The sequence below is a fragment of the Pseudomonas sp. S2_A10 genome, assembly GCF_054668465.1.
The window spans coordinates 1367927-1393967 of the sequence record NZ_CP162773.1 but is presented as its reverse complement, the minus strand read 5'-3'; the positions used below and the strand labels follow the sequence as shown (position 1 = coordinate 1393967).

General features: G+C 61.6%; 22 protein-coding genes. 8 read left to right on the top strand and 14 right to left on the bottom strand.

Annotation, left to right across the window (positions count from 1 at the left end; translation table 11 throughout):
* Window positions 1-78: 78 nt before the first annotated feature.
* Window positions 79-1446 (top strand): cell envelope integrity protein CreD, encoded by a 1368-nt coding sequence (gene creD / locus AB4N41_RS06450; protein WP_252877019.1) that lies wholly within the window; start codon window positions 79-81, stop codon window positions 1444-1446.
* Window positions 1447-1627: 181 nt separating this feature from the next.
* Here the strand turns inward: creD and AB4N41_RS06445 are convergent, their stop codons facing one another.
* The 8 genes from AB4N41_RS06445 to AB4N41_RS06410 all read right to left on the bottom strand — a co-directional run bounded on the left by AB4N41_RS06445 (window position 1628) and on the right by AB4N41_RS06410 (window position 10866).
* Window positions 1628-2257, bottom strand: coding sequence for a glutathione S-transferase (locus tag AB4N41_RS06445; protein WP_252877018.1), 630 nt, complete (start codon window positions 2255-2257; stop codon window positions 1628-1630).
* A gap of 162 nt (window positions 2258-2419) precedes the next feature.
* On the bottom strand, window positions 2420-2599 hold the full coding sequence (locus AB4N41_RS06440; protein ID WP_041476738.1) for a hypothetical protein: 180 nt from the start codon (window positions 2597-2599) through the stop codon (window positions 2420-2422).
* The gene (locus AB4N41_RS06435) at window positions 2596-3726 is read right to left on the bottom strand and encodes a PepSY-associated TM helix domain-containing protein (protein ID WP_150743473.1); all 1131 of its coding nucleotides are present in this window, start codon (window positions 3724-3726) and stop codon (window positions 2596-2598) included. Before AB4N41_RS06435 ends, AB4N41_RS06440 begins: the two co-directional genes overlap by 4 nt.
* A 74-nt stretch (window positions 3727-3800) precedes the next feature.
* A complete protein-coding gene (locus tag AB4N41_RS06430) occupies window positions 3801-6227 on the bottom strand; it encodes a TonB-dependent siderophore receptor (protein ID WP_252877017.1) in 2427 nt (808 codons plus the stop codon).
* Window positions 6228-6432: 205 nt separating this feature from the next.
* On the bottom strand, window positions 6433-7407 hold the full coding sequence (locus tag AB4N41_RS06425; protein WP_252877016.1) for a FecR domain-containing protein: 975 nt from the start codon (window positions 7405-7407) through the stop codon (window positions 6433-6435).
* On the bottom strand, window positions 7404-7880 hold the full coding sequence (locus AB4N41_RS06420; RefSeq protein WP_231507548.1) for an RNA polymerase sigma factor: 477 nt from the start codon (window positions 7878-7880) through the stop codon (window positions 7404-7406). The genes AB4N41_RS06425 and AB4N41_RS06420 overlap by 4 nt, the downstream gene beginning before the upstream one ends.
* Before the next feature lie 347 nt (window positions 7881-8227).
* The gene (locus AB4N41_RS06415; protein ID WP_252877015.1) at window positions 8228-8935 is read right to left on the bottom strand and encodes a 3'-5' exonuclease; all 708 of its coding nucleotides are present in this window, start codon (window positions 8933-8935) and stop codon (window positions 8228-8230) included.
* The gene (locus tag AB4N41_RS06410) at window positions 8932-10866 is read right to left on the bottom strand and encodes a putative nucleotidyltransferase substrate binding domain-containing protein (protein WP_317633866.1); all 1935 of its coding nucleotides are present in this window, start codon (window positions 10864-10866) and stop codon (window positions 8932-8934) included. Before AB4N41_RS06410 ends, AB4N41_RS06415 begins: the two co-directional genes overlap by 4 nt.
* A gap of 255 nt (window positions 10867-11121) precedes the next feature.
* Here AB4N41_RS06410 and AB4N41_RS06405 point away from each other — a divergent pair, with 255 nt between their 5' ends.
* Entirely contained in the window at window positions 11122-11568 is a 447-nt protein-coding gene (locus AB4N41_RS06405) for a response regulator (protein WP_016772851.1), read from the top strand.
* A gap of 264 nt (window positions 11569-11832) precedes the next feature.
* Here AB4N41_RS06405 and AB4N41_RS06400 read toward each other — a convergent pair whose 3' ends face one another.
* Window positions 11833-14010 carry a malate synthase G gene (locus AB4N41_RS06400; protein ID WP_460138362.1) on the bottom strand — a complete coding sequence of 726 codons (2178 nt, stop codon included), beginning with the start codon at window positions 14008-14010 and terminating at the stop codon, window positions 11833-11835.
* Between the two features lie 640 nt (window positions 14011-14650).
* On the opposite strand from AB4N41_RS06400, the gene AB4N41_RS06395 reads away from it, so the two are divergent.
* The gene (locus AB4N41_RS06395; protein WP_016772854.1) at window positions 14651-15169 is read left to right on the top strand and encodes a glycine cleavage system transcriptional repressor; all 519 of its coding nucleotides are present in this window, start codon (window positions 14651-14653) and stop codon (window positions 15167-15169) included.
* Window positions 15170-15392: 223 nt separating this feature from the next.
* Here the strand turns inward: AB4N41_RS06395 and rarD are convergent, their stop codons facing one another.
* The 5 genes from rarD to AB4N41_RS06370 all read right to left on the bottom strand — a co-directional run bounded on the left by rarD (window position 15393) and on the right by AB4N41_RS06370 (window position 21268).
* Window positions 15393-16280: an EamA family transporter RarD gene (gene rarD / locus AB4N41_RS06390; protein WP_016772855.1), complete on the bottom strand. Its 888-nt coding sequence runs from the start codon at window positions 16278-16280 to the stop codon at window positions 15393-15395.
* Between the two features lie 194 nt (window positions 16281-16474).
* Entirely contained in the window at window positions 16475-17449 is a 975-nt protein-coding gene (locus AB4N41_RS06385) for a serine/threonine protein kinase (RefSeq protein WP_252877011.1), read from the bottom strand.
* Window positions 17450-17611: 162 nt separating this feature from the next.
* Window positions 17612-19513: a PhoX family protein gene (locus tag AB4N41_RS06380; protein WP_064361248.1), complete on the bottom strand. Its 1902-nt coding sequence runs from the start codon at window positions 19511-19513 to the stop codon at window positions 17612-17614.
* A 69-nt stretch (window positions 19514-19582) separates the two neighbouring features.
* Window positions 19583-20347 carry a TOBE domain-containing protein gene (locus tag AB4N41_RS06375; protein WP_252877010.1) on the bottom strand — a complete coding sequence of 255 codons (765 nt, stop codon included), beginning with the start codon at window positions 20345-20347 and terminating at the stop codon, window positions 19583-19585.
* A gap of 186 nt (window positions 20348-20533) precedes the next feature.
* A complete protein-coding gene (locus AB4N41_RS06370) occupies window positions 20534-21268 on the bottom strand; it encodes a ComF family protein (RefSeq protein ID WP_236167665.1) in 735 nt (244 codons plus the stop codon).
* 91 nt (window positions 21269-21359) lie between these two features.
* Between AB4N41_RS06370 and bioB the strand changes: the two genes are divergently transcribed.
* The 5 genes from bioB to bioD all read left to right on the top strand — a co-directional run bounded on the left by bioB (window position 21360) and on the right by bioD (window position 25956).
* Window positions 21360-22415, top strand: a complete 1056-nt coding sequence (bioB, locus tag AB4N41_RS06365; protein ID WP_056786610.1) for a biotin synthase BioB — start codon at window positions 21360-21362, stop codon at window positions 22413-22415.
* A 159-nt stretch (window positions 22416-22574) separates the two neighbouring features.
* A complete protein-coding gene (gene bioF / locus AB4N41_RS06360; RefSeq protein ID WP_252877009.1) occupies window positions 22575-23753 on the top strand; it encodes an 8-amino-7-oxononanoate synthase in 1179 nt (392 codons plus the stop codon).
* Entirely contained in the window at window positions 23746-24477 is a 732-nt protein-coding gene (locus AB4N41_RS06355; RefSeq protein WP_236167663.1) for an alpha/beta fold hydrolase, read from the top strand. The genes bioF and AB4N41_RS06355 overlap by 8 nt, the downstream gene beginning before the upstream one ends.
* Entirely contained in the window at window positions 24470-25279 is an 810-nt protein-coding gene (gene bioC / locus AB4N41_RS06350; protein WP_252877008.1) for a malonyl-ACP O-methyltransferase BioC, read from the top strand. The genes AB4N41_RS06355 and bioC overlap by 8 nt, the downstream gene beginning before the upstream one ends.
* On the top strand, window positions 25276-25956 hold the full coding sequence (gene bioD, locus AB4N41_RS06345; RefSeq protein WP_041476721.1) for a dethiobiotin synthase: 681 nt from the start codon (window positions 25276-25278) through the stop codon (window positions 25954-25956). The genes bioC and bioD overlap by 4 nt, the downstream gene beginning before the upstream one ends.
* Window positions 25957-26041: the final 85 nt, after the last annotated feature.

Genomic DNA, 26041 nt, shown 5'->3' with positions numbered 1-26041 from the left:
CACACAATCTCCATATTCCCCCCACACTCCCACCACAGCGCATCCCCAGACTCTTCCCATCCAAACAGGGAGAGTCCCATGAACAAGAATCTGTCCATCAAACTCGGCGCGATCGCCTTGTTGATCCTGCTGTTGCTGATCCCCTTGCTGATGATCGACGGCATCATCGATGAGCGTCAGCAACTGCGCGACGGTGTGCTCGAAGACATCGCGCGCAGTTCCAGTTACAGCCAGCAGCTGACCGGACCGGTGATGGTGGTGCCGTATCGCAAGGTGGTGCGCACCTGGAAGACCAATGAAAAAACCAACAAGCGCTACGAAGAAGTCAGCGAAGCGCGCGGGCGTCTGTACTTTCTGCCGGAGCGTTTCGAGCTCGATGGCCAGGTGCAGACCGAGCTGCGCAAACGCGGTATTTACGAGGCGCGGCTGTTTCACGCCGATAACCGTATCGACGGGCATTTTTCCCTGCCGGCGCAGTTGGGCATCAAGGAAAATTTTGCCGATTATCAGTTCGATGCGCCGTTCCTGGCTGTGGGGATCAGCGATATTCGCGGCATCGAGAACGCGCTGAAACTCGAGCTCGGCGGCCAGCAACTGGACTTCGTGCCAGGCAGCGAAGTGGCCTGGATCGGCGAGGGCGTACACGTGACCCTGCCGGCGCTGGACGCCAGCAAAGCCACGCAACTGACCTTCGGTTTCGACCTGCGCCTGCAAGGCACCGGCTCGCTGCGTGTGGTGCCGGTGGGCAAGACCAGCAGTGTCAGCCTCGCCGCCAACTGGCCGCACCCCAGCTTCGTCGGCAACTTCCTGCCGGCCAAGCGCGAGATCAACGATCAGGGGTTCAGCGCCGACTGGCAGACCTCGTTTTTCTCCACCAACCTGCAAGAGGCGATGGAGCGCTGCGTCGCTGGCGACTGTGATGCACTCAACGGGCGCAGCTTCGGCGTGAGCTTCATCGATCCGGTGGATCAGTACCTGAAGAGCGATCGGGCGATCAAATATGCGCTGCTGTTCATCGTCCTCACCTTCGCCGGTTTCTTCCTCTTCGAAGTGCTCAAGAGCCTGGCGGTGCACCCGGTGCAATATGCCTTGGTCGGTGTCGCGCTGGCGTTCTTTTACCTGCTGCTGTTGTCGCTGTCGGAACACATCGGTTTTGCGCTGGCGTATCTGTTGTCGGCGAGTGGCTGTGTGTTGCTGATCGGCTTCTATGTCAGCCACGTCCTGCGCAGCGCGCGGCATGGCTTGAGTTTTTCGGCGGGGCTGGCGGCGCTGTATGGCTTGCTGTACGGCTTGCTCAGTGCCGAGGACTACGCGCTGCTGATGGGCTCGCTGATGCTGTTCGGTCTGCTCGGCGTGTTCATGGTGCTGACGCGCAAACTGGACTGGTACGGGATTGGTTTGAAGCCGGCCAGGCCGCTGGAGTTTGACGTGGAGGCGATGCAATGAGCGGGTGGCTTGGGTTACGCGAGGAACAGCGGGAAGCGGAGGTTTTGGTGACGCTGCTTATTGCGTCACTACCTCCGAAACCGAGTTGGTGCATTCGCGAGCAAGCTCGCTCCCACATTGGAATGTGGTCAACTGTGGGAGCGAGCCTGCTCGCGAAGAGGCCGGAACAGGCAGCCCAGATCTAAGACTTGGGCATCGTCGCCACCATGGACGGTCGCTGACTCACTTCAAAATACCAGTTGGCCAGTTGCGGATTGGCCGCGCGCCAGTCCATGTCCGGGAAGCGCAGATCCAGATAGCCCAGTGCGCAGGCCACGCTGATCGCCGCGACATCGAAATGGCTGGTCAGCTCGGCAATTGCTTCGTTTTCCAGCACGGCGAGGGCGCGGCGGATCTTGTCGCGCTGGGCGTCGAGCCATTCGTCCCAGTGTTTTTCCACCGGGCGCAGCACAGTTTCATAACGCACCATCACCGAGGCATCCATGATCCCGTCAGCCATCGACGCCAGGGTCAGGCGCCGCCAGCGCGCCGCACCTTCCCGGGGGATCAGCGGATTGCCGACGTGCTGCTGATCGAGGTATTCGAGGATGACGCGGCTGTCATGGATGACATTGCCGTCGGCCAGGCGCAGGGCGGGGATCTTGCTCAGCGGGTTGTCGGCAATCAGCGCCGGGTTCGGGCTGACCGGGCTGAGCACACAGTCCTGCAGCGCGACACGATCCTGCTGACCGGTTTCGTGCAGCAGCACCATGACTTTGCGGACAAAGGGCGACAGGGTGTTGTGGTACAGGGTCATGCTGGGGGCGGACATGGCAAGGTCTCGATCAGGACAATGATCGGGCAGCATAGCCTGCTCGCGTCCGGCGCAGAACCCATGTGGGAGCGAGCCTGCTCGCGAAGGCGTCGTGACAGTCGACTTTGATGTTGAATGTCCGGGCGCTTTCGCGAGCAGGCTCGCTCCCACAAGGGATTCTCAGCTTCGCGGCAGAAAACCTTTTATCGCCAGAAATGCCGGCACGCCAAGCCCGACCCAGCTCAACGCATCCCAGATTCCATCCCCCAGCAAGGCCGCAAACAGCCCCGCCGCACTGAGCAAGGCGATCACGATCGGTGTGCTGAAAACCTTCCAGAAACTCGACTGACGCGGCTTCATGCCGAGGCCTCCGCCGCTTCCAATACAGGCTTGGCCGCCTTGCGCCGCACCACCCACAAATACACACCACTGGCCAGCACGATGATCGTCAGCACATCCAGCGTCGCCCAGAGAATCTTCATCGGCATGCCGCCGTAGTCACCAAAGTGCAGCGGCTGCGACATGCCCATGGCGTCCATGTACCACGGCCGTTCGGCCACGGCGGTGACCTGCAAGGTCGTGGCGTCGATCAGCACCGGCGTCAGCAGGTGCGAGGTCAGGTGCGTGCCGCCCTTCATGAACACCGAGTAATGGTGCTCGCTGGAAAAGCGTGTGCCGGGGAAGGCGATGAAATCCGGCTTCATCCCCGGTGCGACTTCCTCGGCGATGTCGAGCAGCCGCGTAGCCGGCGCCAGTTGAGTCAGCGGCGGCGCATCGCGATACGGCGCGATCAGGGTGGTCAGTGCATCGTTGCGCCAGGCGGCGATGAGCAGGTCGGCGCAGGCGCTGATCACCCCGGTCACGCCCACCACCAGGCACCAGGTCAAAGTGACGACGCCGATCAGGTTGTGCAGATCGAGCCAGCGCAGTCTTGTCGACTTGTCCTGGCGCACGGTGCCAAATTTCAAGCGGCGCATGAACGGCAGGTACAGCACCGTGCCGGAGACGATCGCCACGACAAACAGCAGCCCCATGAACGCCAGCAGCAGCTTGCCCGGCAGCCCGGCGAACATGTCGACGTGCAGACGCAGGATGAACAGCATCAAACCGCCATTTGCCGAAGGGGTTTCCAGCGCTTCGCCAGTACGCGCATCGAGCATGAAGGTGTGCGAAGAGTTCGGCTCGGTGTCGGCCGTCCTGGCCATGATCGCGAACGCCGCGTTCGGCTCTTCGTCGTCATAACCGAAGTACTGCATGACTTCGCCCGGGCGATGTTTCTGCGCGGCATCGACCAGTTGCTGCAGGTTGAGTTGCGGCGTGTCGGCCGGCATCTCGCGCAGCTCCGGGGCGTTGCCGAGCAAATGATCGATCTCGTGGCTGAAAATCAGCGGCAGACCGGTCAGTGCGAGCATCAGCAGAAACACCGTGCAGATCAGGCTGGTCCAGGTGTGGATGAACGACCAGCGGCGGATGGTTTTACTTTTCATTGCATGACCTTCAAAAACACCAAAGCCGTCCGGTACGGACGGCCTGGGAACAGGGCCTGTTTCAGCTCACTGGCTTACCACTTGTAAGTGGCGCTGGCGACGACACTGCGCTGGTCGCCGTAGTAGCAGTAGAAGCTGTCGCAGGTGGAAATGTAGTCCTTGTCGAACAGGTTGGTCGCGTTCACCGCCAGCGATGCACCTTTGAGACTGTTGTCCAGACGGCCGAGATCATAATGCACGCTGGCGTCGAACACGGTGTAGGCGTCAGCCTTGCCCAGCCAGGTGTTGGCCTTGTCGCCGTAGGTATTGCCGGTGTAGCGCACGCCGGCGCCAATGCCGAAACCGTCGAGCACGCCGGCGTGCCAGGTGTAGTCGGTCCACAGCGAGGCTTGTTGGTTGGGCATCAGTTGCAGACGATTGCCCTTGTCGACGCCTTTCTGCACTTCGGACTTGGCCAGGGTGTAGGCGGCGATGACCTTGAGGTTGTCGGTCACATCCGACACGGCCTCGAGTTCCAGGCCTTTGACCTTCACTTCGCCGGTCTGGCTGGTCACCGAAACGTTGTTGACGAAGGTGTTCACCGCGACGTTCTTCTGGGTCAGGTCATACACGGCGGCGGTCAGCAGGGTCTTGCTGCCCGGAGGCTGGTATTTGATGCCCAGTTCCCACTGCTTGCCTTCGGTTGGCTTGAGCGAGCCGGTCGAGGTGGCATCGGCGCCGGTGGTCGGCTGGAAGGATTCGGCGTAGGACAGGTACGGCACGAAGCCGTTATCGAAGACGTAGCTGAGCGCCGCGTTGCCGCTGAATTTCTTGTCACGCTGGGTGTTGGTCGCATCGCCCTTGTTGAAGAATTCAGTGCTGGTGTGCACCCAGTCTTCACGGCCGCCGAGGGTCAGGCGCCACTGATCGAGGGCCATTTGGTCCTGCACGTAGAGACCGGTCTGGTAGGTCTTCTGGTTGTAGTCGTAAAACGCGGTGGAGCGTGCTGGACGTACGATCGGCTGGCCGTAGATCGGGTTGATGACGTTGGTTTGCAGACCATCGCCAAAGATCGAGGTGTAGTTGGTGTTGCTGCGCTGGTGATCCAGACCCAGCAGCAAGGTGTGGCGAACCTCACCCGTGGCGAAGTCGGCCTGGAAGTTGTTGTCCACGGCAAACTGGCTGATGTCTTCGTCGACGCTGGTGCTGGTGCGGCCGACGTTGCCCTCTGCATCCACGGTGGTAAACGGGTAGGAACCGGGTGTCAGCGACTGGAACGACAGGTCCGACTTGGTGTAGCGCAGGTTCTGTTTGAACTGCCAGACATCGTTCAACCGATGTTCGAAGGCATAACCCAACGCGTAGTAGGTGCGGTCGTAGTATTCCCAATCCGGATCGCCGAGATTCTTGTGATGGGAAATATCACCGAGCGGCGATTTGATCTTCGTGCCCTGGATCGGCAGAAACTGGCTGGTGATGCCGGTGTCGTCGCGGGTGAACTGGCTCAGCAGGGTGAGTTTGGTGTCGTCATCGATGTTCCAGGTCAGGCTCGGCGCGATGTTGTAGCGCTTGTTGTCGACGTGATCGACCTGGGTGCCGCTGTCGCGCACCACGCCGCTGAGGCCATAGAGAAACTGCCCGGCCTCATCGATCTTGCCGGTGCTGGCGAAGTTGATCTGGCGGTGATTGTCGCTGCCGTATTGCAGCTGGATTTCGCTGCTGGCCTCAGCGCTCGGACGGCGGCTGACCATGTCGAGCAAACCGCCCGGCGGGGTCTGGCCGTACACCGACGAGGCCGGGCCACGCAGCAGGGCGAGGCGGTCGAGGTTCCAGGTTTCCTGTTTCGGGTTGGCGTACACGCCTTTGGGCAGCGGCAGGCCATCGAGGAACTGGGTCGGTTCGAAACCGCGCACGCGCAGCCAGTCGGCGCGGGTGTCGCTGCCGTAGCTGCTGGCGGTGATGCCCGGCATGTAGCGCACCGCGTCGTCGAGGCTGTGCACGCTGCGGTCGTCCATTTGCTGACGGGTTGCCACCGAAATCGAACGCGGTGCTTCGACCAGGGCGGTGTCGGTCTTGGTGCCGGCGGCGGTGCGGGTCGCGGTGTAGCCTTCGACCGGGCCCCAGGCGCTTTCAAAGTTTTCCACGCCGATGACCGAAGTCTCCGGCAGGGCCAGCGTGCCTTCCGGCACGGCCACCAGGGTGTAAGTGCCGGCGCTGCTCTGTTCCAGCTGCAGACCAGTGCCGCGCAAAGCCGCGCGCAGGGCACCGGCGGCGTCGTACTGGCCGTTGACCGGCGCCGAGTTTTTGCCGGCGGCCAGCGCAGGATTGAGCGACAGGGCGAGGCCGCCCTGGCTGGCGATCTGGTTCAGGGTGGTCGACAGCGGCGCCGCCGGCAGGTTGTAGGCGCGCACGCTGGACGCTTGCTCAGCGGCGAGCAACGGGCTGCTGATCAGCGGCGTGCCGAAAGCGATGGCAAAAGCCAGCAGACTGGGGCGCAACAAGGTGTCTGGCGAACGGGACATACGGCGGCTCCTGAATGGAAATATTTCTCAATTGCCTGTGTGCCGGACGAGATTGGAAAAGTGATAGGGGTGGGTGGAAATTCTTTTTTTGTTGGAAATGGTTGTGCGGCTGATGGCGCCTTCGCGAGCAGGCTCGCTCCCACAGGTGATCGCATGCCTAAGTGGGAGCGAGCCTGTTCGCGAAGGCGATTTTCCTGCCGACGCATTACTCAGGCTTGATATCAGCCTTCGCCACGGTGACCCAATACGGCGTATGCCGCTCGATCTGCACCGGCAAGGTCGGCAGCAAAGCGCTCAGGGCCTTGTCGGTGTCATGCAATGGAAAGCTGCCGGTAATGCGCAGATCGGCCACTTCCGGCGCCACGCCGAGATGCCCGCGACGGTAGCGCCCCAATTCATGCAGCAGATCGCCCAGCCGCGCGTTATCCACCACCAGCATGCCCCGGGTCCAGGCATCGGCGCCGGGGGCGAGGGCGGCAATCGAGCCCAACCCGTCACTGCGCAGCAACACCTGCTGGCCTTCGCGCAGAATCTGTTCTTGCGGGTTGGCTTGGGCATGTGCCGCCACCGCTGACTGCAACACGCTCAGCCGTGTGCCATCGTCCTCGCGTTTGACCAGAAACCGCGTGCCCAGCGCGCGCATGCTGCCTTCGCGGGTTTCGACGATAAACGGCCGCGCATCGCCATGCCCGGTCTCGACGAGGATTTCGCCTTCCTGCAACACGATCAAGCGGCGCTTGTCATCGAAGCGTACGTCGACCGCGCTGTGGGTATTGAGGTTGAGCAGGGTGCCGTCGGACAGGCGCACGGTGCGCTGTTCGCCGGTGGCGGTGCGTTGATCGGCGAGCCAGTAATCCAGCGGCAGATAGCGCTCGCTGGCAAACAGCCCTAGCCCGATGATCACCACGACACTGGCCAGCCCACTGCCGAGTTTTCGCATGCGCCGACGGATGCCTTCGCGCGATTGCAGCAACGCACTTCGGGCCGGGCCCCTGGCGACGCTGAAGCGGTGATCGAGCATGCCCAACTGACGCCAGGCGCGGGCATGTTCTTCATGGGCCGCGTGCCATTTGGCGAATTCCTCGCGCTCCAGTGCGGTGCTCGAATCGAGGGTCAATTGCCAGGCAATCGCCGCGTCCAGCACATGCGCCGGCACCGGGCGCGAACTGGCCGCGGTCATGTCGGCTCACCGTACAGGGCGATGTAGCACTGGCGCAGGCCTTGGGCCAGATACTGCCGCACACGCGGTACCGAGACACCGAGTTTGTCTGCGATTTCGGCGTGGCTGAGGCCGTCGAGGCGGTTATACAGAAAGGCTGCGCGGGCCTTGGTCGACAACCTGCCGAGCAGGCGATCGATGGCTTTGAGGTCGTCGAGGATCATTTGCTGTTCTTCCACCGACGGCTGCTCGTCTTCGGGGATCAGCATCAGTTCGGTGAGGTAGGCCTGTTCCAGCGCGGCGCGGCGGAAGTAGTCGAACAACAGGCCTTTGGCGATCGCCACCAGAAACGCCCGAGGTTCGCGCGGCGTCACCAGTTCGTCGCGGTTGAGCAGGCGCACGAAGGTGTCCTGGCTCAGGTCTTCGGCACGCTGCGGACACGCAACATTGCGCCGCAACCACGCCAGCAGCCAACCGCGATGGTCGCGATACATCGCACCGACGAGCTCACTGTGGGGGTTGGGCACTGACGACACCGGACATCACCGATTGGGAAATGTTAACTAACGAGAATAGTTCGCGATTCTGGCAGAGGTGGGAATGGTTAGCAATTGGCCACTGGTCAGGTGATGAATCAAGGGCAGCCCCTCACCCTAGCCCTCTCCCGGAAGGAGAGGGGACTGATCGGGGGATATTCTGGAGGTACACCGACCTGAACGATTTTCAGCGATTCCTCAATCGACTCGGTCTTTCAGGTCGATATAAGGCTTCAGACACCACGATCGGCTCCCTCTCCCCTCCGGGAGAGGGCTGGGGTGAGGGGCTTTTGATCTGAATGATTCTAAAAGGACGGCGCCTGCTGCCTGCGCTTCCACTGGCTCAACCGCTGCTGCAACTGCAACGGACTGTAAATCTGCTGCGCCCGCGCGCGGCTGAACAGAATCAATGCCAACTCCGCCGTGGCCAGCGCATCGGCACTCGCGTTATGCCGCTCGAACACTTCAAGCCGGAACCATTCGATCCACTCATCCAGACCGGCCTCGCGAATCTGCGCCTGCGGACATAACAGCGGCGCAATGTCCGCCACATCCAGAAACACATGCTGCAGCTTATGCCCCAAGTGTTCCTTAACTGCACGCCCGAGCATGTGCTGATCGAACGGCGCATGAAACGCCAGCACCGGGCTGTCGCCGATGAACTCCAGCAACTCCAGCAACGCTTCCGCCGGGTCGCTGCCTGCGGCAATTGCACTAGGGCCGAGGCCATGAATCAGCACGCTGGGGCTGAGCTTCAATTCGCGGCATTGCAAGGTGCGTTCGAACTGCTGACGGAAATCGATCGCGCCGTCCTCGATCACCACCGCGCCGATCGACAGAACCCGATCCTTGCTCATATTCAGGCCGGTGGTCTCCAGGTCCAGCACCACCCAGCGCTGCTCGCGCAGGCTGCATTCGCTCAGCTCGGCAAGCGCCGGCAGCTTCGCCAGCCGCTGCTGCAAGTCCGCCGACACCACGGGGCTGGCCGGGCGCAGCCAGGAGAACAGGCTCATAGCTGATACCGCAAGGTCAGGCTGCTTTGCAGGCGCTGCGCTTGGCGCAGGGATTCACGCAGGATGCGCCGGTCAAGGTGATTGAGGCTGTCGGGATCGACGCGGTTGGAGTACGGCTGGTTCTCCCGGGTTTGCAACTGATGCTGCTGCATCCGCGTTTGTTGAATGAAGTGATAGGCCTCTTCATACGCCGCGCCGTCGAGCGGCTCGATGACCTCTTTATCGACCAGTTGGCGAAAGCGTTCGAGGGTGTTATTGGCGTCGATTCCGTTGGCCAGCGCCAGCAGACGGGCGCCGTCCACGAACGGCGTCAGGCCCTGGATTTTCAGATCCAGCGTGGCCTTCTCACCGTTCTTGCGGGCGAGCACGAATTCACGGAAGCGCCCAACGGGAGGGCGATTGCGCAGCGCATTTTCGGCGAGCATGCGCTGGAACAGACGGTTGTCAGCGACCTGATCGAGGATGCCCCGGCGCAATTGCTCGCAGCCTTGCTCATCGCCCCAGACCACGCGCAGGTCGAAATAAATGCTCGAGCCCAGCAGGTTCTCCGGCGTGGCTTCGCGGATGAACGCCGCGAAGCGTCGTGCCCATTCGGCCCGCGACAGACACAGCTCGGGATTGCCGGCCATGATGTTGCCCTTGCACAGTGTAAAGCCGCACTGCGCCAGGCTCTGGTTGATCTGCTGGGCAATCGGCAGCAGCTTGCCGCGTATTTCTGCTGCGTGCGCGGCATCGCGTGCATCGAACAGGATGCCGTTGTCCTGATCGGTGTGCAGCGTCTGTTCGCGCCGGCCCTCGCTGCCGAAACACAGCCAGCTGAACGGCACGCCCGGGTCGCCCTTTTCGGCGAGGGTCAGTTCAATGACCCGACACACCGTGTGATCGTTGAGCAGTGTGATGATGTGGGTGATCTGCGTCGATGACGCGCCGTGGGCGAGCATGCGCTCGACCAGTTGGCCGATCTCGCCGCGCAAGGTCACCAGTTGCTCGATCCGTTGCGCGCTGCGGATGGTCCGGGCGAGGTGGACCAGATCGACCCGTTGCAGGGAGAACAGGTCACGCTCGGACACCACACCGCACAGGCGTTGATCCTTGACCAGACAGACGTGAGCGATGTGCCGCTCGGTCATGGCGATCGCCGCATCGAATGCGCTGTGATCCGGCGACAGATAAAACGGTGAACGGGTCATGTGCTGTTCGATGGCGTCGCTGAAATCACCGACACCTTCGGCGACCACATGGCGCAAATCGCGCAGGGTGAAAATCCCCAGCGGCGCCTTGTGCTCATCCACTGCGACGATGCTGCCGACCTGTTGCTCGTGCATCAGCTTCACCGCTTCACGCAACGGCGTCTCGGCGCTGCAAGTCACCGGATGGCGCATCGCAAGTTCACCGAGACGGGTGTTCAGCGAGTATTGAGTGCCGAGGGTCTCCACGGCTTTTTGCTGGACTTGCTGGTTGACCTGATCGAGCAGGCTGCTCACCCCACGCAAGGCGAAATCGCGGAAGGCGCTGGAAAGGGCGAACAGTTTGATGAACGCCAGTTTGTTCAGTTGCAGGCAGAAGGTGTCTTCGCCCGCCAGATGTTCGGTGCGAGTGGCGCGTTCACCGAGCAGCGCCGCCAGCGGAAAGCATTCGCCGGTGGTGATTTCGAACGTGGTTTCGGTGCCGGGTTTGGTGATGTGCTGACGTTCGCCGACCACCCGACCCTGTTTGACGATATAAAAGTGCTCCACCGGGCCGTCGGCCGGTTTGATGATGCTCTCGCCCTGGGCAAAAAAACGCAGCTGACATTGCTCCACCAGATAGGCGAGGTGGGCGTGTTCCATCTGATTGAAGGGCGGGAAGCGCTGGAGGAATTGCAGGGTGCCCTGAATGTTCTGCAACACCGCGGTTTTCCCTGCCTGGGTGAAGGCGTCCGCTTTGCTCATAACCATTACCGCAGTCTTTTTCGAATTGTTGTTGTCGGATCGTTGCCACCATGGTCGACCCCGGCGGGCAGGGTGCCCATTGGACGTAAGTCTAGGTTTTGCCACCATTGGCCGATTTTCGGAAATAACCTACGCAAAAGCTCGGAAAAGCTTGCGCTAGCCACTTGGAAAAAATTCCGACGAAGTGCACATTGAAGCGCTGTCCGGTGATGTCTGACGACTTGCCAGGGATTGTTTGAACATTTAGAGAGCGCCATGTCCGACCACGATATTTTGAGCGACGCCGAGCGAGAAGCGCTCAGCGCAGTCATGCTCGAACCTGATCTGCCGCCGCAGCGTGTCCTGATCGTCGACGACGACAAGGACGCCCGCGAGCTGTTGTCGGAGATACTCGCGCTGGACGGCATTCGCTGCATGACCGCAGCCAGCGGTGAAACCGCGCTGAAAATGCTCGATGAAAAGCCTTCGATCGGTCTGGTGATTACCGACCTGCGCATGGGCAATGTCGACGGCCTCGAGCTGATTCGCCAGGTGCGTGAATCGGTACGGGCAGCGATGCCAATCATCATCGTCTCCGGCGATGCCGACGTGAAAGATGCGATCGAAGCGATGCATTTGAGCGTGGTGGATTTTCTGCTCAAGCCGATTGATACGGGCAAGTTGCTTGAGTTGGTGAAGCATGAATTGGGCATTGAGCCCTAGAAGCCCCTCACCCTAACCCTCTCCCAGAGGGAGAGGGGACTGACCGCGGTGAATGTTGGAGGTACACCGACCTGAATTTCATGAGTCGAACTCAGGAATTGAAACTTCCCCAATCTGCTCCCTTTCCCCTCTACCCCTTGGGGGAGAGGGCTGGGGTGAGGGGGGATGGATCTCAAGCCCACCACAACAATCCAACCCACCTCACAAACAAAAAGGCCCTGATCTCTCGATCAGGGCCTTTTTCACTTCCAGCGTCAGCGCAAATTACAGACCATTCGCGGCCTTGAACTCGCGACGACGACGGTGCAGCACCGGCTCGGTGTAGCCGTTCGGTTGCCTGGTGCCTTCGATCACCAGTTCGACCGCCGCCTGGAAGGCGATGTTGCTGTCGAAGTCCGGTGCCAGCGGGCGATACAGCGGGTCGTTGGCGTTCTGGCGGTCAACCACTGGCGCCATGCGCTTGAGGCTTTCCATCACTTGCTCTTGGCTGACGATACCGTGGCGCAGCCAGTTGGCGATGTGCTGGCTGGAGATCCGCAGCGTCGCACGGTCTTCCATCAGGCCGACGTCGTTGATGTCCGGCACTTTGGAGCAACCGACACCCTGGTCGATCCAGCGCACCACGTAACCGAGAATGCCCTGGGCGTTGTTGTCCAGTTCGTTCTTGATCTGCTCTGGTGTCCAGTTCGGGTTGACCGCCAGCGGGATGGTCAGGATGTCATCCACCGAGGCACGGGCACGTTTGGCCAGTTCGGCCTGACGCGCAAACACGTCAACCTTGTGGTAGTGCAGCGCGTGCAGCGCAGCGGCAGTCGGCGATGGCACCCAGGCAGTGTTGGCGCCGGCGAGTGGGTGATCGATTTTCTGCTCGAGCATCGCTGCCATCAGATCCGGCATGGCCCACATGCCTTTACCGATTTGCGCACGACCTTGCAGGCCAGTGCTCAGACCGATATCGACGTTCCAGTTCTCGTAGGCGCCGATCCACTTCTCGGCCTTCATGTCCGCCTTGCGCACCACTGGGCCGGCCTCCATGGACGTGTGGATTTCGTCGCCGGTACGGTCGAGGAAACCGGTGTTGATGAACACCACGCGCTCGCTGGCGGCCTTGATGCAAGCCTTGAGGTTGACCGTGGTGCGGCGCTCCTCGTCCATGATCCCGACTTTCAGGGTGTTGCGCGGCAAGCGCAGGACATCTTCGATGCGCCCGAACAGCTCGTTGGTGAACGCCGCTTCTACCGGGCCGTGCATCTTCGGTTTGACGATGTACACCGAACCGGTGCGGGTGTTGCGCCGCGAGGTGTTGCCGTTGAGGTTGTGCATTGCCGCCAGACAGGTCACCAGACCATCGAGGATACCTTCCGGTACTTCGTTGCCTTGGCTGTCGAGGATCGCATCGATGGTCATCAGGTGGCCGACGTTGCGCACGAACAACAGCGAACGACCGTGCAGGGTCACTTCTCCGCCATTGGGCGCGGTGTAGGTGCGATCCGGGTTCATGGTGCGGGTGAAGGTCTGGCCGCCCTTGGACACGGATTCCGCGAGGTCGCCCTTCATCAGGCCGAGCCAGTTGCGGTAGATCACCACTTTGTCGTCGGCATCGACGGCGGCCACGGAGTCTTCGCAGTCCATGATCGTGGTCAGCGCCGCTTCCATGAGGATGTCTTTGACCCCGGCGGCATCGGTCTGGCCGACCGGAGTGCTGGCATCGATCTGGATTTCGAAGTGCAGGCCGTTGTGCTTGAGCAGAACGGCGATCGGCGCGTTTGCGTCACCCTGGAAACCGATCAACTGAGCGTCATCGCGCAGGCCGCTGTTGCTGCCGCCCTTGAGCGTCACGACCAGTTTGCCGTCAGCGATCCTGTAGCCGGTCGAATCGACGTGGGAGCCTGCGGCCAATGGCGCGGCTTCGTCGAGGAAGGCGCGGGCGAAGGCGATGACTTTGTCGCCACGCACCTTGTTGTAGCCTTTGCCTTTTTCCGCGCCGCCGTCTTCGCTGATCGCGTCGGTGCCGTAGAGAGCGTCGTACAGCGAGCCCCAGCGGGCGTTCGAAGCATTGAGCGCGAAGCGCGCATTCATCACCGGCACGACCAATTGCGGGCCGGCGGTGCGGGCAATTTCATCATCGACGTTTTGCGTCGTCGCCTGGAAATCAGCCGCTTCTGGCAGCAGATAACCGATCTCTTGCAGGAAAGCTTTGTAGGCCACGGCGTCGTGCGCCTGGCCGGCATGCTGCTGATGCCAGGCATCGATGCGCGCCTGGAAGTCATCGCGTTTGGCGAGTAGGGCTTTGTTCTTCGGCGCCAGGTCATGAATGACCTTGTCGGCACCTTCCCAGAATTGTTCGGCGGTGAGGCCGGTACCGGGAATGGCTTCGTTGTTCACGAAGTCGAACAGGACTTTGGCGACCTGCAGGCCACCGACTTGAACGTGTTCAGTCATTGCTTGCCTCACTCTGCTCAGCTATTTCGCTTTTCAGCTCGTCAATTTAACAATGAAGCTTCCGGCCATTTAAACCACAAACCTGCGGACCAGTACATGCCATTGCTGGCGGCTGGGCTAGGACCAATCAACGGCTTGGAGGCCTTGCTGACGGGGCTTTCAGGGTTGCGAAGGGCCTTGGGCAGACATCGATCCAGCGTTATGTAGTGCGCGCTGCGGCATACTACATGATGAGTTGCGCTTGTGAAAATCAGACTAATTACGTCGTTCTGCGACCTCATGACGCATTGCGGTCACGTCGCGGAACGGGATGTTCTCAAAAAAGCATTGGATTGTTCCAGCTAAATATCGAAAGTTGTACACATAATTACTGTTTGACTGCTATGGCGCGATTTGGCGTCTCCCCCTTTGCGATGAGCGAATCTGTGGCGAGGGGATTTATCCCCGTTTGGGTGGCGAAGCCGCCCCCTGCGGTCCGGCTGGCAGACCCAATTGGCAGGACTCACGACTGCTGCGCAGCCGGACGGGGATAAATCCCCTCGCCACAGGTCATCATCTGCCAGCACTGGGTCAGGCTGAATCAAGCCGCTTGCCTATACTTGCCCTTCGATAACAAAAGTCATGACAAGAGGGCTGCGCCATGGACCATCTCGTACTCACCGTTTTCGCCCCGGACAAGCCCGGGCAGGTCGAGCGCATCGCCCAATGCATTGCCGAGCACGGCGGCAATTGGCTGGAAAGCCGCATGTCACGCATGGCCGGGCAGTTCGCCGGGATTCTGCGCGTGGGCGTGCCGGCGGAGGCTTACGACGAACTGGTCGATGCCCTGCAAGCGCTGTCGGCCCATGGCATTCGGGTATTGATTGCCGAAAGCGGAGTGGAGCAGTCCTGCACGTGGAAACCGATCGCCATGGAACTGGTCGGCAATGACCGGCCGGGTATCGTCCGCGATATCACTCGGCTGTTGAGCGAGCAGGGCGTAAACCTGGAGCGACTGGTAACTGAGGTGCGCCCGGCGCCGATGAGCAGCGAGCCGCTGTTTCACGCCGAGGCGATTCTCGCGGTACCACTGACGCTGTCGCTGGATGTGTTGCAGGCGCGCCTGGAAACCCTGGCCGATGATCTGATGGTCGAACTGGTGTTACGCACAGAGGTTTAAACGTTCACAGCGTTATTCAGGTTTAACGTGCACCTGCCTGTGGATAACCTGTAGAGACAGACCGCCACGCCACGCCGGCCGTGGCTTTGCGCCCGTTGATCAAAAAACCGCCAACATTCAGTGACTTGCGCACAAACGGCGGGGATCACGCTGTGGATAAGCTTGGGAAGGAACGATGCAGGCCACGAGAACCGTGGCCTGCGGAGCTTTGTGCGTTTTTTGATCAGGCCCGTCGGCGCAAACTTATCCACGCATCAACGCTGTAGACCGCCAGACCGGCCCAGATAAACATGAACGCGACCAGCGTGCTGGACGACAAATGCTCGCCAAATAGCAGCACGGCTTGCAGCAACACCAGCGTCGGCGCGATGTATTGCAGGAAGCCGATGGTGGTGTAGGGCAAGTGGCGGGTGGCGGCGTTGAAACACACCAATGGCACCAGCGTCACCGGGCCGGCAGCCACGAGCCACCAGGCTTCGGAGGTGGTCCAGAAGGCCGGCTGCACACTCGTGGCAGTCTGATTGAACAGCAACCATGCAATCGCGATCGGCACCAGCATCCAGGTTTCCACCACCAGTCCCGGCAACGCCTTGACCGGCGCCTGCTTGCGGATCAGGCCATAGAAACCGAAGGTCAGCGCCAGCGCCAGCGACACCCATGGCAGACTGCCGACCTGCCACACCTGCTGCGCCACGCCGATGGCAGCCAGCCCGACCGCCACCCACTGCATGCGCCGCAGTCGTTCGCCGAGCAGCACCATGCCCAACAGCACGTTGACCAGCGGATTAATGTAATAACCCAGACTCGCCTCGAGCATGCGGCCGTTGTTCACCGACCACACGTAGGTCAGCCAGTTGGCCGCGATCAGCGTGCCGCTCAGAGCCAGAATCGCCAGGCGCTTGGGATTGTCGAGCAACTCGCGCAGCCAGCCCGGGTGTTTCCACACCATCAGCAGCAACGCACCGAACAGCGCCGACCACAGCACCCGATGGATGATGATCTCGACGGCCGGGACTTCGGCGATGGCTTTGAAATAGATCGGGAACAGGCCCCAGATGATGTAGGCGCTCAGGCCCAGAATGTACCCGCGACGCGGGTTGGCGGCTTGCATGCAGAATCCTTGCTCAGGCAGCTGACAAAGGAGGGATTGTAAGGAGATTTGTCTGCAAGTGAGTTGTGAATTTGTGAACACCGGACAAATGTAGGAGTGAGCCTGCTCGCGATAGCGTTGGGTCAGCCAACATCAAAGTTGAATGTCCGTCCGCTATCGCGAGCAGGCTCGCTCCCACAGGGTTCAGGTTTGAATCAGAAGAGTTTCAGCGGCTCTTCATTCAGTGCCGCCAGCTGCTCACGCAAGGCCAGCACCTGGTCGCCCCAATACCGCTCCGTGCCAAACCACGGAAAGCTGCGCGGGAATGCCGGGTCGTCCCAGCGCCGCGCCAGCCAGGCGCTGTAGTGCATCAGGCGCAGGGCGCGCAACGGTTCGATCAGCGCCAGTTCGCGCGGGTCGAAATCATGGAATTCGTTGTAGCCGTCCATCAATTCCGACAACTGCCCAAGACACTCCTGACGATCGCCGGCGAGCATCATCCAGATGTCCTGCACCGCCGGGCCCATGCGGCAATCGTCGAGGTCGACGATGTGGAACATCTCGTCGCGGCACATCATGTTGCCGGGGTGGCAGTCACCATGCATGCGGATGTTCTGGTGCGGCGTAGCGGCGTAGACATCTTCGACGCGTTTGAGCAGGTCGCGGGCAACCGACTCGTACGCCGGCAGCAGGCTCTTGGGAATGAAATTGCCCTCAAGCAGGGTGTTCAGCGAGGCATGGCCGAAGTTTTGCACCGCGAGGGCTTCGCGGTGCTTGAACGGCTTGGTACCGCCCACCGCATGCATGCGCCCGAGCAACTGGCCGAGGCGATACAGCTGATCAAGGTTGCCCGGCTCCGGCGCGCGGCCCCCACGGCGCGGGAACAGGGTGAAGCGGAAACCGGCGTGCTCATGCAGGGTTTCACCGTTATGGATCAGCGGCGCTACCACCGGAATGTCGATGTTGGCCAGTTCGAAAGTGAACTGGTGCTCTTCGAGTATGGCCTCGTTGGTCCAGCGCTGCGGACGATAGAACTTGGCAATCAGCGGCTCGGAGTCTTCGATACCGACCTGATACACACGGTTTTCGTAGCTGTTGAGCGCCAGAATGCGCGCGTCGCTGAGGAAACCGATGCTTTCAACGGCATCCAGGACGAGATCGGGGGTGAGGGTTTCAAACGGGTGGGCCATGCTGACTCCTGCGCGCAGCAGGCTGCTGCGTCCGGCTCGGCATGGTAGCGCAGATGGCGGCGGAGGTGGTTGGTGTCATTGCTGATGCCATCGCTGGCAAGCCGGCTCCCACAGGTTTTGCGCAAGACCTGTGGGAGCTGGCTTGCCAGCGATGAGGGTTTATCAGGCGCCGACGATCCCACCATCCTCGCGCGTAATAGCCATCACCGAAGACCTTGGCTTGCCATTGGGCAGATGCTCGGGGAAGGTCGAACCGCCGTTCTCGCCTGGATGCTGAATCCCGACAAACAGGGTTTTCTGATCCGGCGAGAAGCTGATCCCGGTCACTTCACAACCCACCGGCCCGACCATGAAACGGCGAATCTCACCGGTCGCAGGATCGGCGCAGAGCATCTGGTTGTTGCCCATGCCGGCGAAGTCGCCAGCGTTGCTCGAGTCGCCGTCGGTGAGAATCCACAGGCGTCCGGCCTTGTCGAAACCCAGACCGTCGGGGCTGTTGAACATGTTCTGCGGGGTGATGTTCGATGAGCCACCCTTCGGCGTCCCGGCATGCACGCCCGGGTTGCCGGCGACCACAAACAGATCCCAGGCAAATGTCTTCGAGGCATGGTCATCGCGGTCGGTGCGCCAGCGCAGAATTTGCCCATAGACGTTCTTCTCGCGCGGGTTCGGCCCGCCCACCGGTTGACCGTCTTCGCCACGTTTGGCGTTGTTGGTCAGGGTGCAATAAACCTGGCCGTCCTTGGGGCTGACGACGATCCACTCCGGGCGGTCCATGCGTGTTGCGCCGACGACGCTGGCGGCAAGGCGCGCGTGAATCAGCACTTCCGCCTGATCGGCAAATCCGCTGCTGGCGTCGATGCCGTTCTTGCCGTGGGTCAGTTCGATCCACTGGCCCCGGCCTTTCGGGTGATCAGGGTTGCCGTCGCCGGCATCGAATTTGGCCACATACAACGTGCCGTGATCGAGGATGTCGCGGTTGGCCTTCTGATTGCGATGGTTGATGCGATCGCGGCTGACGAATTTGTAGATGAACTCGCCACGTTCGTCGTCGCCCATGTACACCACAGCGCGACCATCGTCGGTCTCGGCGAGTGCGGCGTTTTCATGCTTGAAGCGGCCCAGCGCGGTGCGTTTGACCGGAGTCGATTGCGGATCGAATGGGTCGATCTCGACCACCCAGCCGTGACGGTTGAGCTCGTTGGGGTTCTTGGCCATGTCGAAGCGCGGGTCGTGCGGGTGCCAGTTGATGTCCTTGCTGCTGGCGACAACGCCGTAGCGCTTTTGCGCGGCATCGAATTGCTGCTGGGCGTTGCTGCTGCCGAAGCAGTCGGTGAAGTTTTCTTCGCAGGTCAGGTAGGTACCCCACGGCGTCTTGCCGTTGGCGCAGTTCTGGAACGTGCCGAGGACTTTCTTGCCGTGCTTGTCGGCAGCGGTTTTCATCAAGTCGTGGCCGCGGGCCGGACCGCTGATGCGCAGCGGCGAGTTGCCGTGGATGCGGCGGTTATAGCGCGAGCCCTGGACGAATTGCCACTGGCCGTTCTTGCGCTGCACTTCGATCACCGACACGCCTTCGCAGGCCAATGCCTTGCGCACATCCTCAGCCGACTGCGGCATGCCGCCATGTGGATACAGGTAGCGGTAGTTGGTGTATTCGTTGTTGATCGCCATCAGCGCGCGGTTCTTGTCGTCCGGGAAGGCGAACAGGCTCATGCCGTCATTGTTGTCGCCGAACTGCACTTCCTGTGCGGCAGCGGTGCCGTTACCGCTCGGGTCGAAGGCCGGGCCGTTCTTGTGCAACGGCTGGCCCCAACTGATCAGCACCGAAGACTTGTAGCCCTTGGGCAGGCTGATGGCGTCGGTGGTCGCCGCCGGAATGCTCTCGAAACCGAGCAGGCGGCTGTTGCCGGCGCTGACGCTGGCGGCCATGACGCTGCGGCTCAGCAGGTTGCCGCCGAGGAACATCGCCGCGCCGCACAAGGCACCGGCGCTGATGAAACCGCGACGGCTGAGGCCGACCATTTTTTCCAGATCAGTGGATTGGTTTTCTTCTAATAGGCTCACATCAGGCTCCCTGCTTGGTTATGGGCAACACCTTAATGCGGGTCGATGACGCTTTTGTGGCAAGACAAATCAGAGCGGCGTGCCGATCAGCACGTTGGACGGCGCACATTGCACCTGCACCGGATTGCCGACCTCCAGCCCGTGGCTGCGCAAGTGCAGCGGTTCGGCCAAGGCGCAAAGTGTCTGGCCGTTGGGCAGGGAAATGCGCACTTCGCTGGGTCCGTCCTCGGCATCGAGGATCGCTTCGATGGTGCCGCGCAGGACATTGTGTCCGGGCGTTGCCGACTGATCGGCGCCGAGCAACTCAAGCCAGCCAGCCTTGATCAGCGCCATCACTTCGGTACCGATCTGCAATTCCAGATGCACGGTGCTGTCGTGGGTGATCTGCGCCTCCAGAGCAATGCCTTCGGCCAGTTCAAGGCGGATCAAGTCATTGCGACCCTGCGCCTGAATCGCTGCCACCGTGCCATGCAGCTGATTACGCGCGCTGGTCCTGAGCATCAGGCGCCCGAGCAGGTCGAGATCGCTGGCGTCTTCCGCCGCTTCCAGCACCTGCGCCTGCAACGCCTGCAATTTCTGATACAGGCGCAGCACCCGCTCGCCCTCGCTGGACAGTCTGGCGCCGCCACCACCCTTGCCGCCCACCACGCGCTCGACCAAAGGCTTCTGCGCCAGATTGTTCAGCTCATCAATCGCATCCCATGCCGCCTTGTAACTAAGCCCCGCGCTTTTCGCCGCACGGGTGATCGAGCCCTGCTCGGCGATGTGTTGCAGCAGGGCAATGCGCTGCGGACGGCGGACGATGTGTTGGGAGAGCAGGGTGGGCAGGGACATATCAGAACGCTTCTGGCTCGGGCGATGAGAGGGACGTTGGCCACTTGCAACGCATGAGTCAAGCCTGACGCAAAGCCCCCTGTGGGAGCGAGCCTGCTCGCGAAAGCGGTTTGACCAACAACAGCTTTGTTGAATGTGATGCCCATTCGCGAGCAGGCTCGCTCCCACACGATATCTGTATTCGCTTCAGGTACCGGGCTTCGGCGTACGGGCCAGGCAATACACATCGACCCGCGCCGCCCCTGCATTCATCAACAACCGCGCCAAAGCCTGAGCGGTTGCGCCAGTAGTCAGGACGTCGTCAACCAGCGCGAAATGGCGGCCACTGACCTGCGCGTCAGGCACCAGCGCAAAGGCATTGCGCAAATTGCGTTTGCGCGCCTTGGCGTCGAGATCCTGCTGGGCGTCGGTGTCCATGACTCGCCTTAGAAGCTGTTCTTCACAGGGCAGATCCAGAGAAACACTCAACCAGCGCGCGAGCATCGCCGCTTGATTGAATCCTCGCCGACGCAGTCGTTTATTCGCCAACGGCACCGGTAGCAACACATCAGGTCGCGGTAAGTCCTCGGCGAAGCGATGCTGCAGGTATTGGCCGAGAACGTCGGCGAGCAGGTGACCAAACGGCCATTTCGCGTTGTGTTTAAACCGTGTAATCAGACTGTCCACGGGGAAGCCATAAACCCAGGGCACGGCGACCTGTTCGAAGGCCGGAGGCTCTAGCAGGCATTCGCCGCAAGTCAGGCCATCCGCCGCCAGTGGCAAAGCGCAGCTCTGACAATGGCTGCCGAGCCAGGGCAGCTCGGTTTCACAGGCCTCGCACATTGGCATTTGTGCTTCTGCGGGCTCATCGCACAGCAAACAGGTCTGTACGATTTTTAAACAGATGTAAACCTGCTCCTTGTATTGCGGTTGACAGCGCATCGCTCTTCCTTAAATATGCCGAACATCCGTGTAGCGCCTGTGGGTATTCCGTTTCCCCCAGCGCCAGCCAAGCATAACCAAGGAATTGCCCATGAGCGCGAGCACCACCGCCACCCTGCGTCACGATTGGTCTCTGGCCGAAGTCAAAGCACTCTTCGTACAGCCATTCAACGACTTGCTGTTCCAGGCGCAAACGGTGCACCGCGCACATTTCAACGCCAACCGCGTGCAGGTCTCGACACTGTTGTCGATCAAGACCGGTGCCTGCCCGGAAGACTGCAAGTACTGCCCGCAGTCCGGGCACTACAACACCGGGCTGGAAAAAGAAAAACTGATGGAAGTGCAGAAGGTCCTCGAAGAGGCGGCCCGCGCGAAAGCCATTGGTTCAACGCGGTTCTGCATGGGCGCGGCGTGGAAACATCCATCCGCCAAAGACATGCCGTATGTGTTGAAGATGGTTGAAGGAGTGAAAGCCCTCGGCCTGGAAACCTGCATGACCCTCGGACGTCTCGATCAGGAGCAGACCGAAGCGCTGGCCAAGGCCGGTCTCGATTACTACAACCACAACCTCGACACCTCGCCGGAGTTCTACGGCAGCATCATCACCACCCGTACTTACAGCGAACGTCTGCAGACGCTGGCCTATGTACGCGAGTCGGGAATGAAAATCTGCTCCGGCGGCATTCTCGGCATGGGCGAATCGCTGGACGATCGCGCCAATCTGCTGATCCAGTTGGCCAACCTGCCGGAGCACCCGGAATCGGTGCCAATCAACATGCTGGTGAAAGTCGCCGGCACGCCGCTGGAAAACGCCGAAGACATCGACCCGTTCGACTTCATCCGCATGCTCGCCGTCGCGCGCATCCTCATGCCGCAATCCCACGTGCGCCTGTCCGCCGGTCGCGAAGCGATGAACGAGCAGATGCAGGCCCTGGCATTTTTCGCTGGCGCCAACTCGATTTTCTACGGCGACAAATTGCTCACCACCGCCAACCCGCAGGCGGACAAGGACATGCAGCTGTTCGCGCGCCTCGGTATCCAGCCGGAGGCTCGCGAAGAGCACGCGGATGAAGTGCACCAAGCGGCGATCGAGCAGGCGCTGGTGGAGCAGAAGAGCAGCGAGCAGTTCTATAACGCTGCCATCTAAAAGCTGCACGGATTGCGCTGAAGGAATGCAAAACCCCTGTGGGAGCGAGCCTGCTCGCGAAAGCGGTTTGGCCGCGAATATCCATGTTGGATGTGACGCCCATTCGCGAGCAGGCTCGCTCCCACAGGGGATCTGTGTCATTTGAAAATCGAGGCCTGCATGTCATTCGATCTCGCCGCACGCCTTGCTGCCCGTCGTGCCGACAACCTTTATCGCCACCGCCCGCTGCTCGACTCGCCGCAAGGCCCGCAAGTCGTGGTTGACGGCCAGCCGCTGCTCGCTTTCTGCAACAACGACTATCTGGGCCTGGCCAATCATCCGCAGGTGATCGAAGCCTGGCGCGCCGGCGCTGAACGTTGGGGTGTCGGCGGTGGCGCGTCCCATCTGGTGATCGGCCACAGCAGCCCGCATCACGCGCTGGAAGAAGCGCTCGCCGATCTGACCGGGCGCCCACGCGCGCTGCTGTTCACCACCGGCTACATGGCCAACCTCGGCGCGGTCACCGCGCTGGTCGGGCAGGGCGATACGGTGCTCGAAGACCGGCTCAATCATGCCTCGTTGCTGGACGCAGGCCTGTTGTCCGGCGCGCGTTTCAACCGCTATCTGCACAACGACGCCGAAAGCCTGGGCAAACGCCTGGAGAAAGCCACTGGCAACACACTGGTGGTGACCGATGGCGTATTCAGCATGGACGGTGACATCGCCAATTTGCCGGCACTGGCCCGCGCGGCCAAGGCCAAAGGCGCGTGGCTGATGGTCGACGATGCCCACGGCTTCGGCCCGTTGGGCGCCAACGGTGGCGGTATCGTCGAGCATTTCGGCTTGAGCCAGGACGATGTGCCGGTGCTGGTCGGCACCCTCGGCAAAGCCTTCGGCACCGCCGGGGCCTTTGTCGCTGGCAGCGAAGAGTTGATCGAAAGCCTGATCCAGTTCGCCCGCCCGTACATCTACACCACCAGCCAACCGCCGGCGCTGGCCTGCGCGACGCTGAAAAGCCTCGAGCTGTTGCGCAGTGAACACTGGCGCCGTGAGCATTTGCAGACACTGGTCCGCCAGTTCCGCCACGGCGCCGAGCAGATCGGGCTGGAGCTGATGGACAGCTTCACGCCGATCCAGCCGATCATGATCGGCGATGCCGGCCGCGCGGTGCGGCTGTCGCAAATGCTCCGCGAGCGCGGCTTGATGGTGACCGCAATTCGCCCACCGACCGTGCCGGCCGGCAGCGCGCGGTTGCGCGTCACTCTGACCGCCGCCCACAGCGAGGCACAGGTGCAACAGTTGCTGGAAGGGTTGGCAGATTGTTTCGCCCGATTGTCGTTGGAGCCAAGCCATGCGTAATCGTCTGATCCTGCTGCCCGGCTGGGGCCTCGGCGTGTCGCCGCTGGAACCGCTGGCCGCAGCATTGCGCGGCCTCGACGAACATCTGCAAGTCGAGATCGAACCGCTGCCGGAGCTGGACTCCGCTGACCTTGAAGACTGGCTCGACGAACTCGATGCGCGCATTCCGCAGGAAGTCTGGCTTGGTGGCTGGTCGCTGGGCGGCATGCTCGCGTCTGAGTTGGCGGCACGACGCGGCGAGGCGTGCTGCGGGCTGCTGACGCTGGCGAGCAACCCTGCGTTTGTCGCCCATGAGCAGTGGCCGAACGCGATGCCTGGCGAGACGTTCGATGCGTTTCTTGCCGGTTGTCAGGCCGACCCGCGTACCACGCTCAAGCGCTTCGCTCTGCTATGTGCGCAAGGTTCACCAGACCCGCGCGGCTTGTCGCGCTTGCTGCTCGCTGGCGCGCCGGCCACCGCGCCGACCGCGCTGATGGCAGGGTTGGAGCTACTCGCGCAGCTGGATACACGCCAGGCGTTGCAGGGGTTTCGCGGCCCGCAGTTTCATCTGTTCGGCGGGCAGGACGCGCTGGTACCGGCGGAAGCGGCCGGCGCATTGTTCGCGCTTTTGCCGGATATCGAAATTGGTCTGATCGAACAGGCCAGCCATGCTTTTCTGCTGGAAGACCCGCATGGAGTCGCGGGCGCGATCCAGGCTTTTCTACATGAGTGCGCTGATGACTGATCTGTCCCTTGTGCTGCCTGAGGGCTTGCCCGACAAGCGCCAGGTGGCGGCGTCTTTTTCCCGCGCTGCGGCCAGTTACGACAGTGTCGCGGAGTTTCAGCGTGACGTCGGCACACAGTTGCTCGGGCGCTTGCCGGCGAGCTTCACGCCGTCGCGTTGGCTCGATCTCGGTTGCGGCACCGGCTACTTCACCCGCGGGCTGGCCTCGCGTTTCACCCAGGGCAGCGGTGTCGCGCTGGACATCGCCGAGGGCATGCTCAATCACGCACGGCCGTTGGGTGGCGCTGAGCATTTCATCGCTGGCGATGCCGAAAGGCTGCCGTTGCAGGATGCTAGCTTCGATCTGATTTTCTCCAGTCTCGCGGTGCAGTGGTGCGCCGACTTCGAGGCGGTGCTCGGCGAAGCCTTGCGCGTGCTTAAACCGGGCGGGATTTTTGCGTTTGCTAGTCTCTGTACAGGGACGCTGTTCGAGTTGCGTGAGAGTTGGCAGCAGGTCGACGGGCTGGTGCACGTCAATCGCTTCCGCGCCTTCGCCCGCTATGAGCAGTTATGTGCCGGCAGTGGCATGCGCATTTTGGCGCTGGAGAATCAGCCGCACGTGTTGCATTACCCGGATGTGCGCAGCCTGACCCATGAGCTGAAGGCGTTGGGCGCACACAATCTGAATCCCGGGCGGCCGGGCGGTTTGACCGGACGGGCGCGGATTCTCGGGCTGATCGACGCGTATGAGCGGTTCCGTCAGGCGTCGGGGCTGCCGGTAACGTATCAGGTGGTATACGCCGTGTTGGAGAAACCTCTATGAGCGCAGCCTATTTCGTCACCGGTACCGACACCGATGTCGGCAAAACCACCGTTGCTGCCGGATTGCTCCATGCGGCGCGGTCGGCAGGCTTGAGCACGGCGGCGGGCAAACCGGTGGCATCGGGTTGCGACGTCACGCCCAAGGGCTTGCGCAATTCCGACGCCCTGGCGCTGCTGGCCGAATGTTCGTTGCCGCTGACTTATCAACAGGTCAACCCGGTGGCGTTCGAGCCAGCGATCGCTCCGCATCTGGCGGCGCGCGAAGCAGGAGTGGCGCTGACGGTGCAATCGCTGCTGGCGCCGATGCGCGGGATTCTGGCGATGAACGCCGATTTCACCCTGATCGAAGGCGCGGGCGGCTGGCGGGTGCCGTTGGCGGATCAGGACAATCTCTCGGACCTGGCGATTGCGCTGAAGCTGCCGGTGATTCTGGTGGTGGGCGTGAGGCTGGGGTGCATCAGTCATGCGTTGCTGACCGCCGAGGCGATTGCCCGCGATGGTCTGCAATTGGCGGGGTGGGTGGCGAATATCATCGATCCGAAAACTTCGCGGCTGGAGGAAAACCTCGCGACCCTGGCCGAGCGCATCCCCGCGCCGTGCTTGGGCCGGGTGCCGAAACTCAAGGCGTTGAGCGCCGAAGCGGTGGCCGAGCATTTGCAACTGGACTTGCTCGATTAAGTTTCTCGCTATGAACAGGCACTGTGCCATTAGTGTTTTTGACGGGTGTTTTGCTGGCGCGTCTGCTTCAATGGCGAGCATTGAT

Coding starts and splice junctions, on each gene's coding strand:
- AB4N41_RS06445 (WP_252877018.1), bottom strand. CDS start 2,257: ATGTCCGCCCCCAGCATGACCCTGTACCACAACACCCTGTCGCCCTTT.
- AB4N41_RS06415 (WP_252877015.1), bottom strand. CDS start 8,935: ATGAGCCTGTTCTCCTGGCTGCGCCCGGCCAGCCCCGTGGTGTCGGCG.
- AB4N41_RS06405 (WP_016772851.1), top strand. CDS start 11,122: ATGTCCGACCACGATATTTTGAGCGACGCCGAGCGAGAAGCGCTCAGC.
- bioD (WP_041476721.1), top strand. CDS start 25,276: ATGAGCGCAGCCTATTTCGTCACCGGTACCGACACCGATGTCGGCAAA.
- AB4N41_RS06355 (WP_236167663.1), top strand. CDS start 23,746: ATGCGTAATCGTCTGATCCTGCTGCCCGGCTGGGGCCTCGGCGTGTCG.
- rarD (WP_016772855.1), bottom strand. CDS start 16,280: ATGCAAGCCGCCAACCCGCGTCGCGGGTACATTCTGGGCCTGAGCGCC.
- AB4N41_RS06410 (WP_317633866.1), bottom strand. CDS start 10,866: ATGAGCAAAGCGGACGCCTTCACCCAGGCAGGGAAAACCGCGGTGTTG.
- bioB (WP_056786610.1), top strand. CDS start 21,360: ATGAGCGCGAGCACCACCGCCACCCTGCGTCACGATTGGTCTCTGGCC.
- AB4N41_RS06400 (WP_460138362.1), bottom strand. CDS start 14,010: ATGACTGAACACGTTCAAGTCGGTGGCCTGCAGGTCGCCAAAGTCCTG.
- AB4N41_RS06420 (WP_231507548.1), bottom strand. CDS start 7,880: ATGTATCGCGACCATCGCGGTTGGCTGCTGGCGTGGTTGCGGCGCAAT.
- AB4N41_RS06385 (WP_252877011.1), bottom strand. CDS start 17,449: ATGGCCCACCCGTTTGAAACCCTCACCCCCGATCTCGTCCTGGATGCC.
- AB4N41_RS06375 (WP_252877010.1), bottom strand. CDS start 20,347: ATGTCCCTGCCCACCCTGCTCTCCCAACACATCGTCCGCCGTCCGCAG.
- AB4N41_RS06435 (WP_150743473.1), bottom strand. CDS start 3,726: ATGAAAAGTAAAACCATCCGCCGCTGGTCGTTCATCCACACCTGGACC.
- bioC (WP_252877008.1), top strand. CDS start 24,470: ATGACTGATCTGTCCCTTGTGCTGCCTGAGGGCTTGCCCGACAAGCGC.
- AB4N41_RS06425 (WP_252877016.1), bottom strand. CDS start 7,407: ATGACCGCGGCCAGTTCGCGCCCGGTGCCGGCGCATGTGCTGGACGCG.
- AB4N41_RS06395 (WP_016772854.1), top strand. CDS start 14,651: ATGGACCATCTCGTACTCACCGTTTTCGCCCCGGACAAGCCCGGGCAG.
- AB4N41_RS06430 (WP_252877017.1), bottom strand. CDS start 6,227: ATGTCCCGTTCGCCAGACACCTTGTTGCGCCCCAGTCTGCTGGCTTTT.
- bioF (WP_252877009.1), top strand. CDS start 22,575: ATGTCATTCGATCTCGCCGCACGCCTTGCTGCCCGTCGTGCCGACAAC.
- creD (WP_252877019.1), top strand. CDS start 79: ATGAACAAGAATCTGTCCATCAAACTCGGCGCGATCGCCTTGTTGATC.
- AB4N41_RS06370 (WP_236167665.1), bottom strand. CDS start 21,268: ATGCGCTGTCAACCGCAATACAAGGAGCAGGTTTACATCTGTTTAAAA.
- AB4N41_RS06440 (WP_041476738.1), bottom strand. CDS start 2,599: ATGAAGCCGCGTCAGTCGAGTTTCTGGAAGGTTTTCAGCACACCGATC.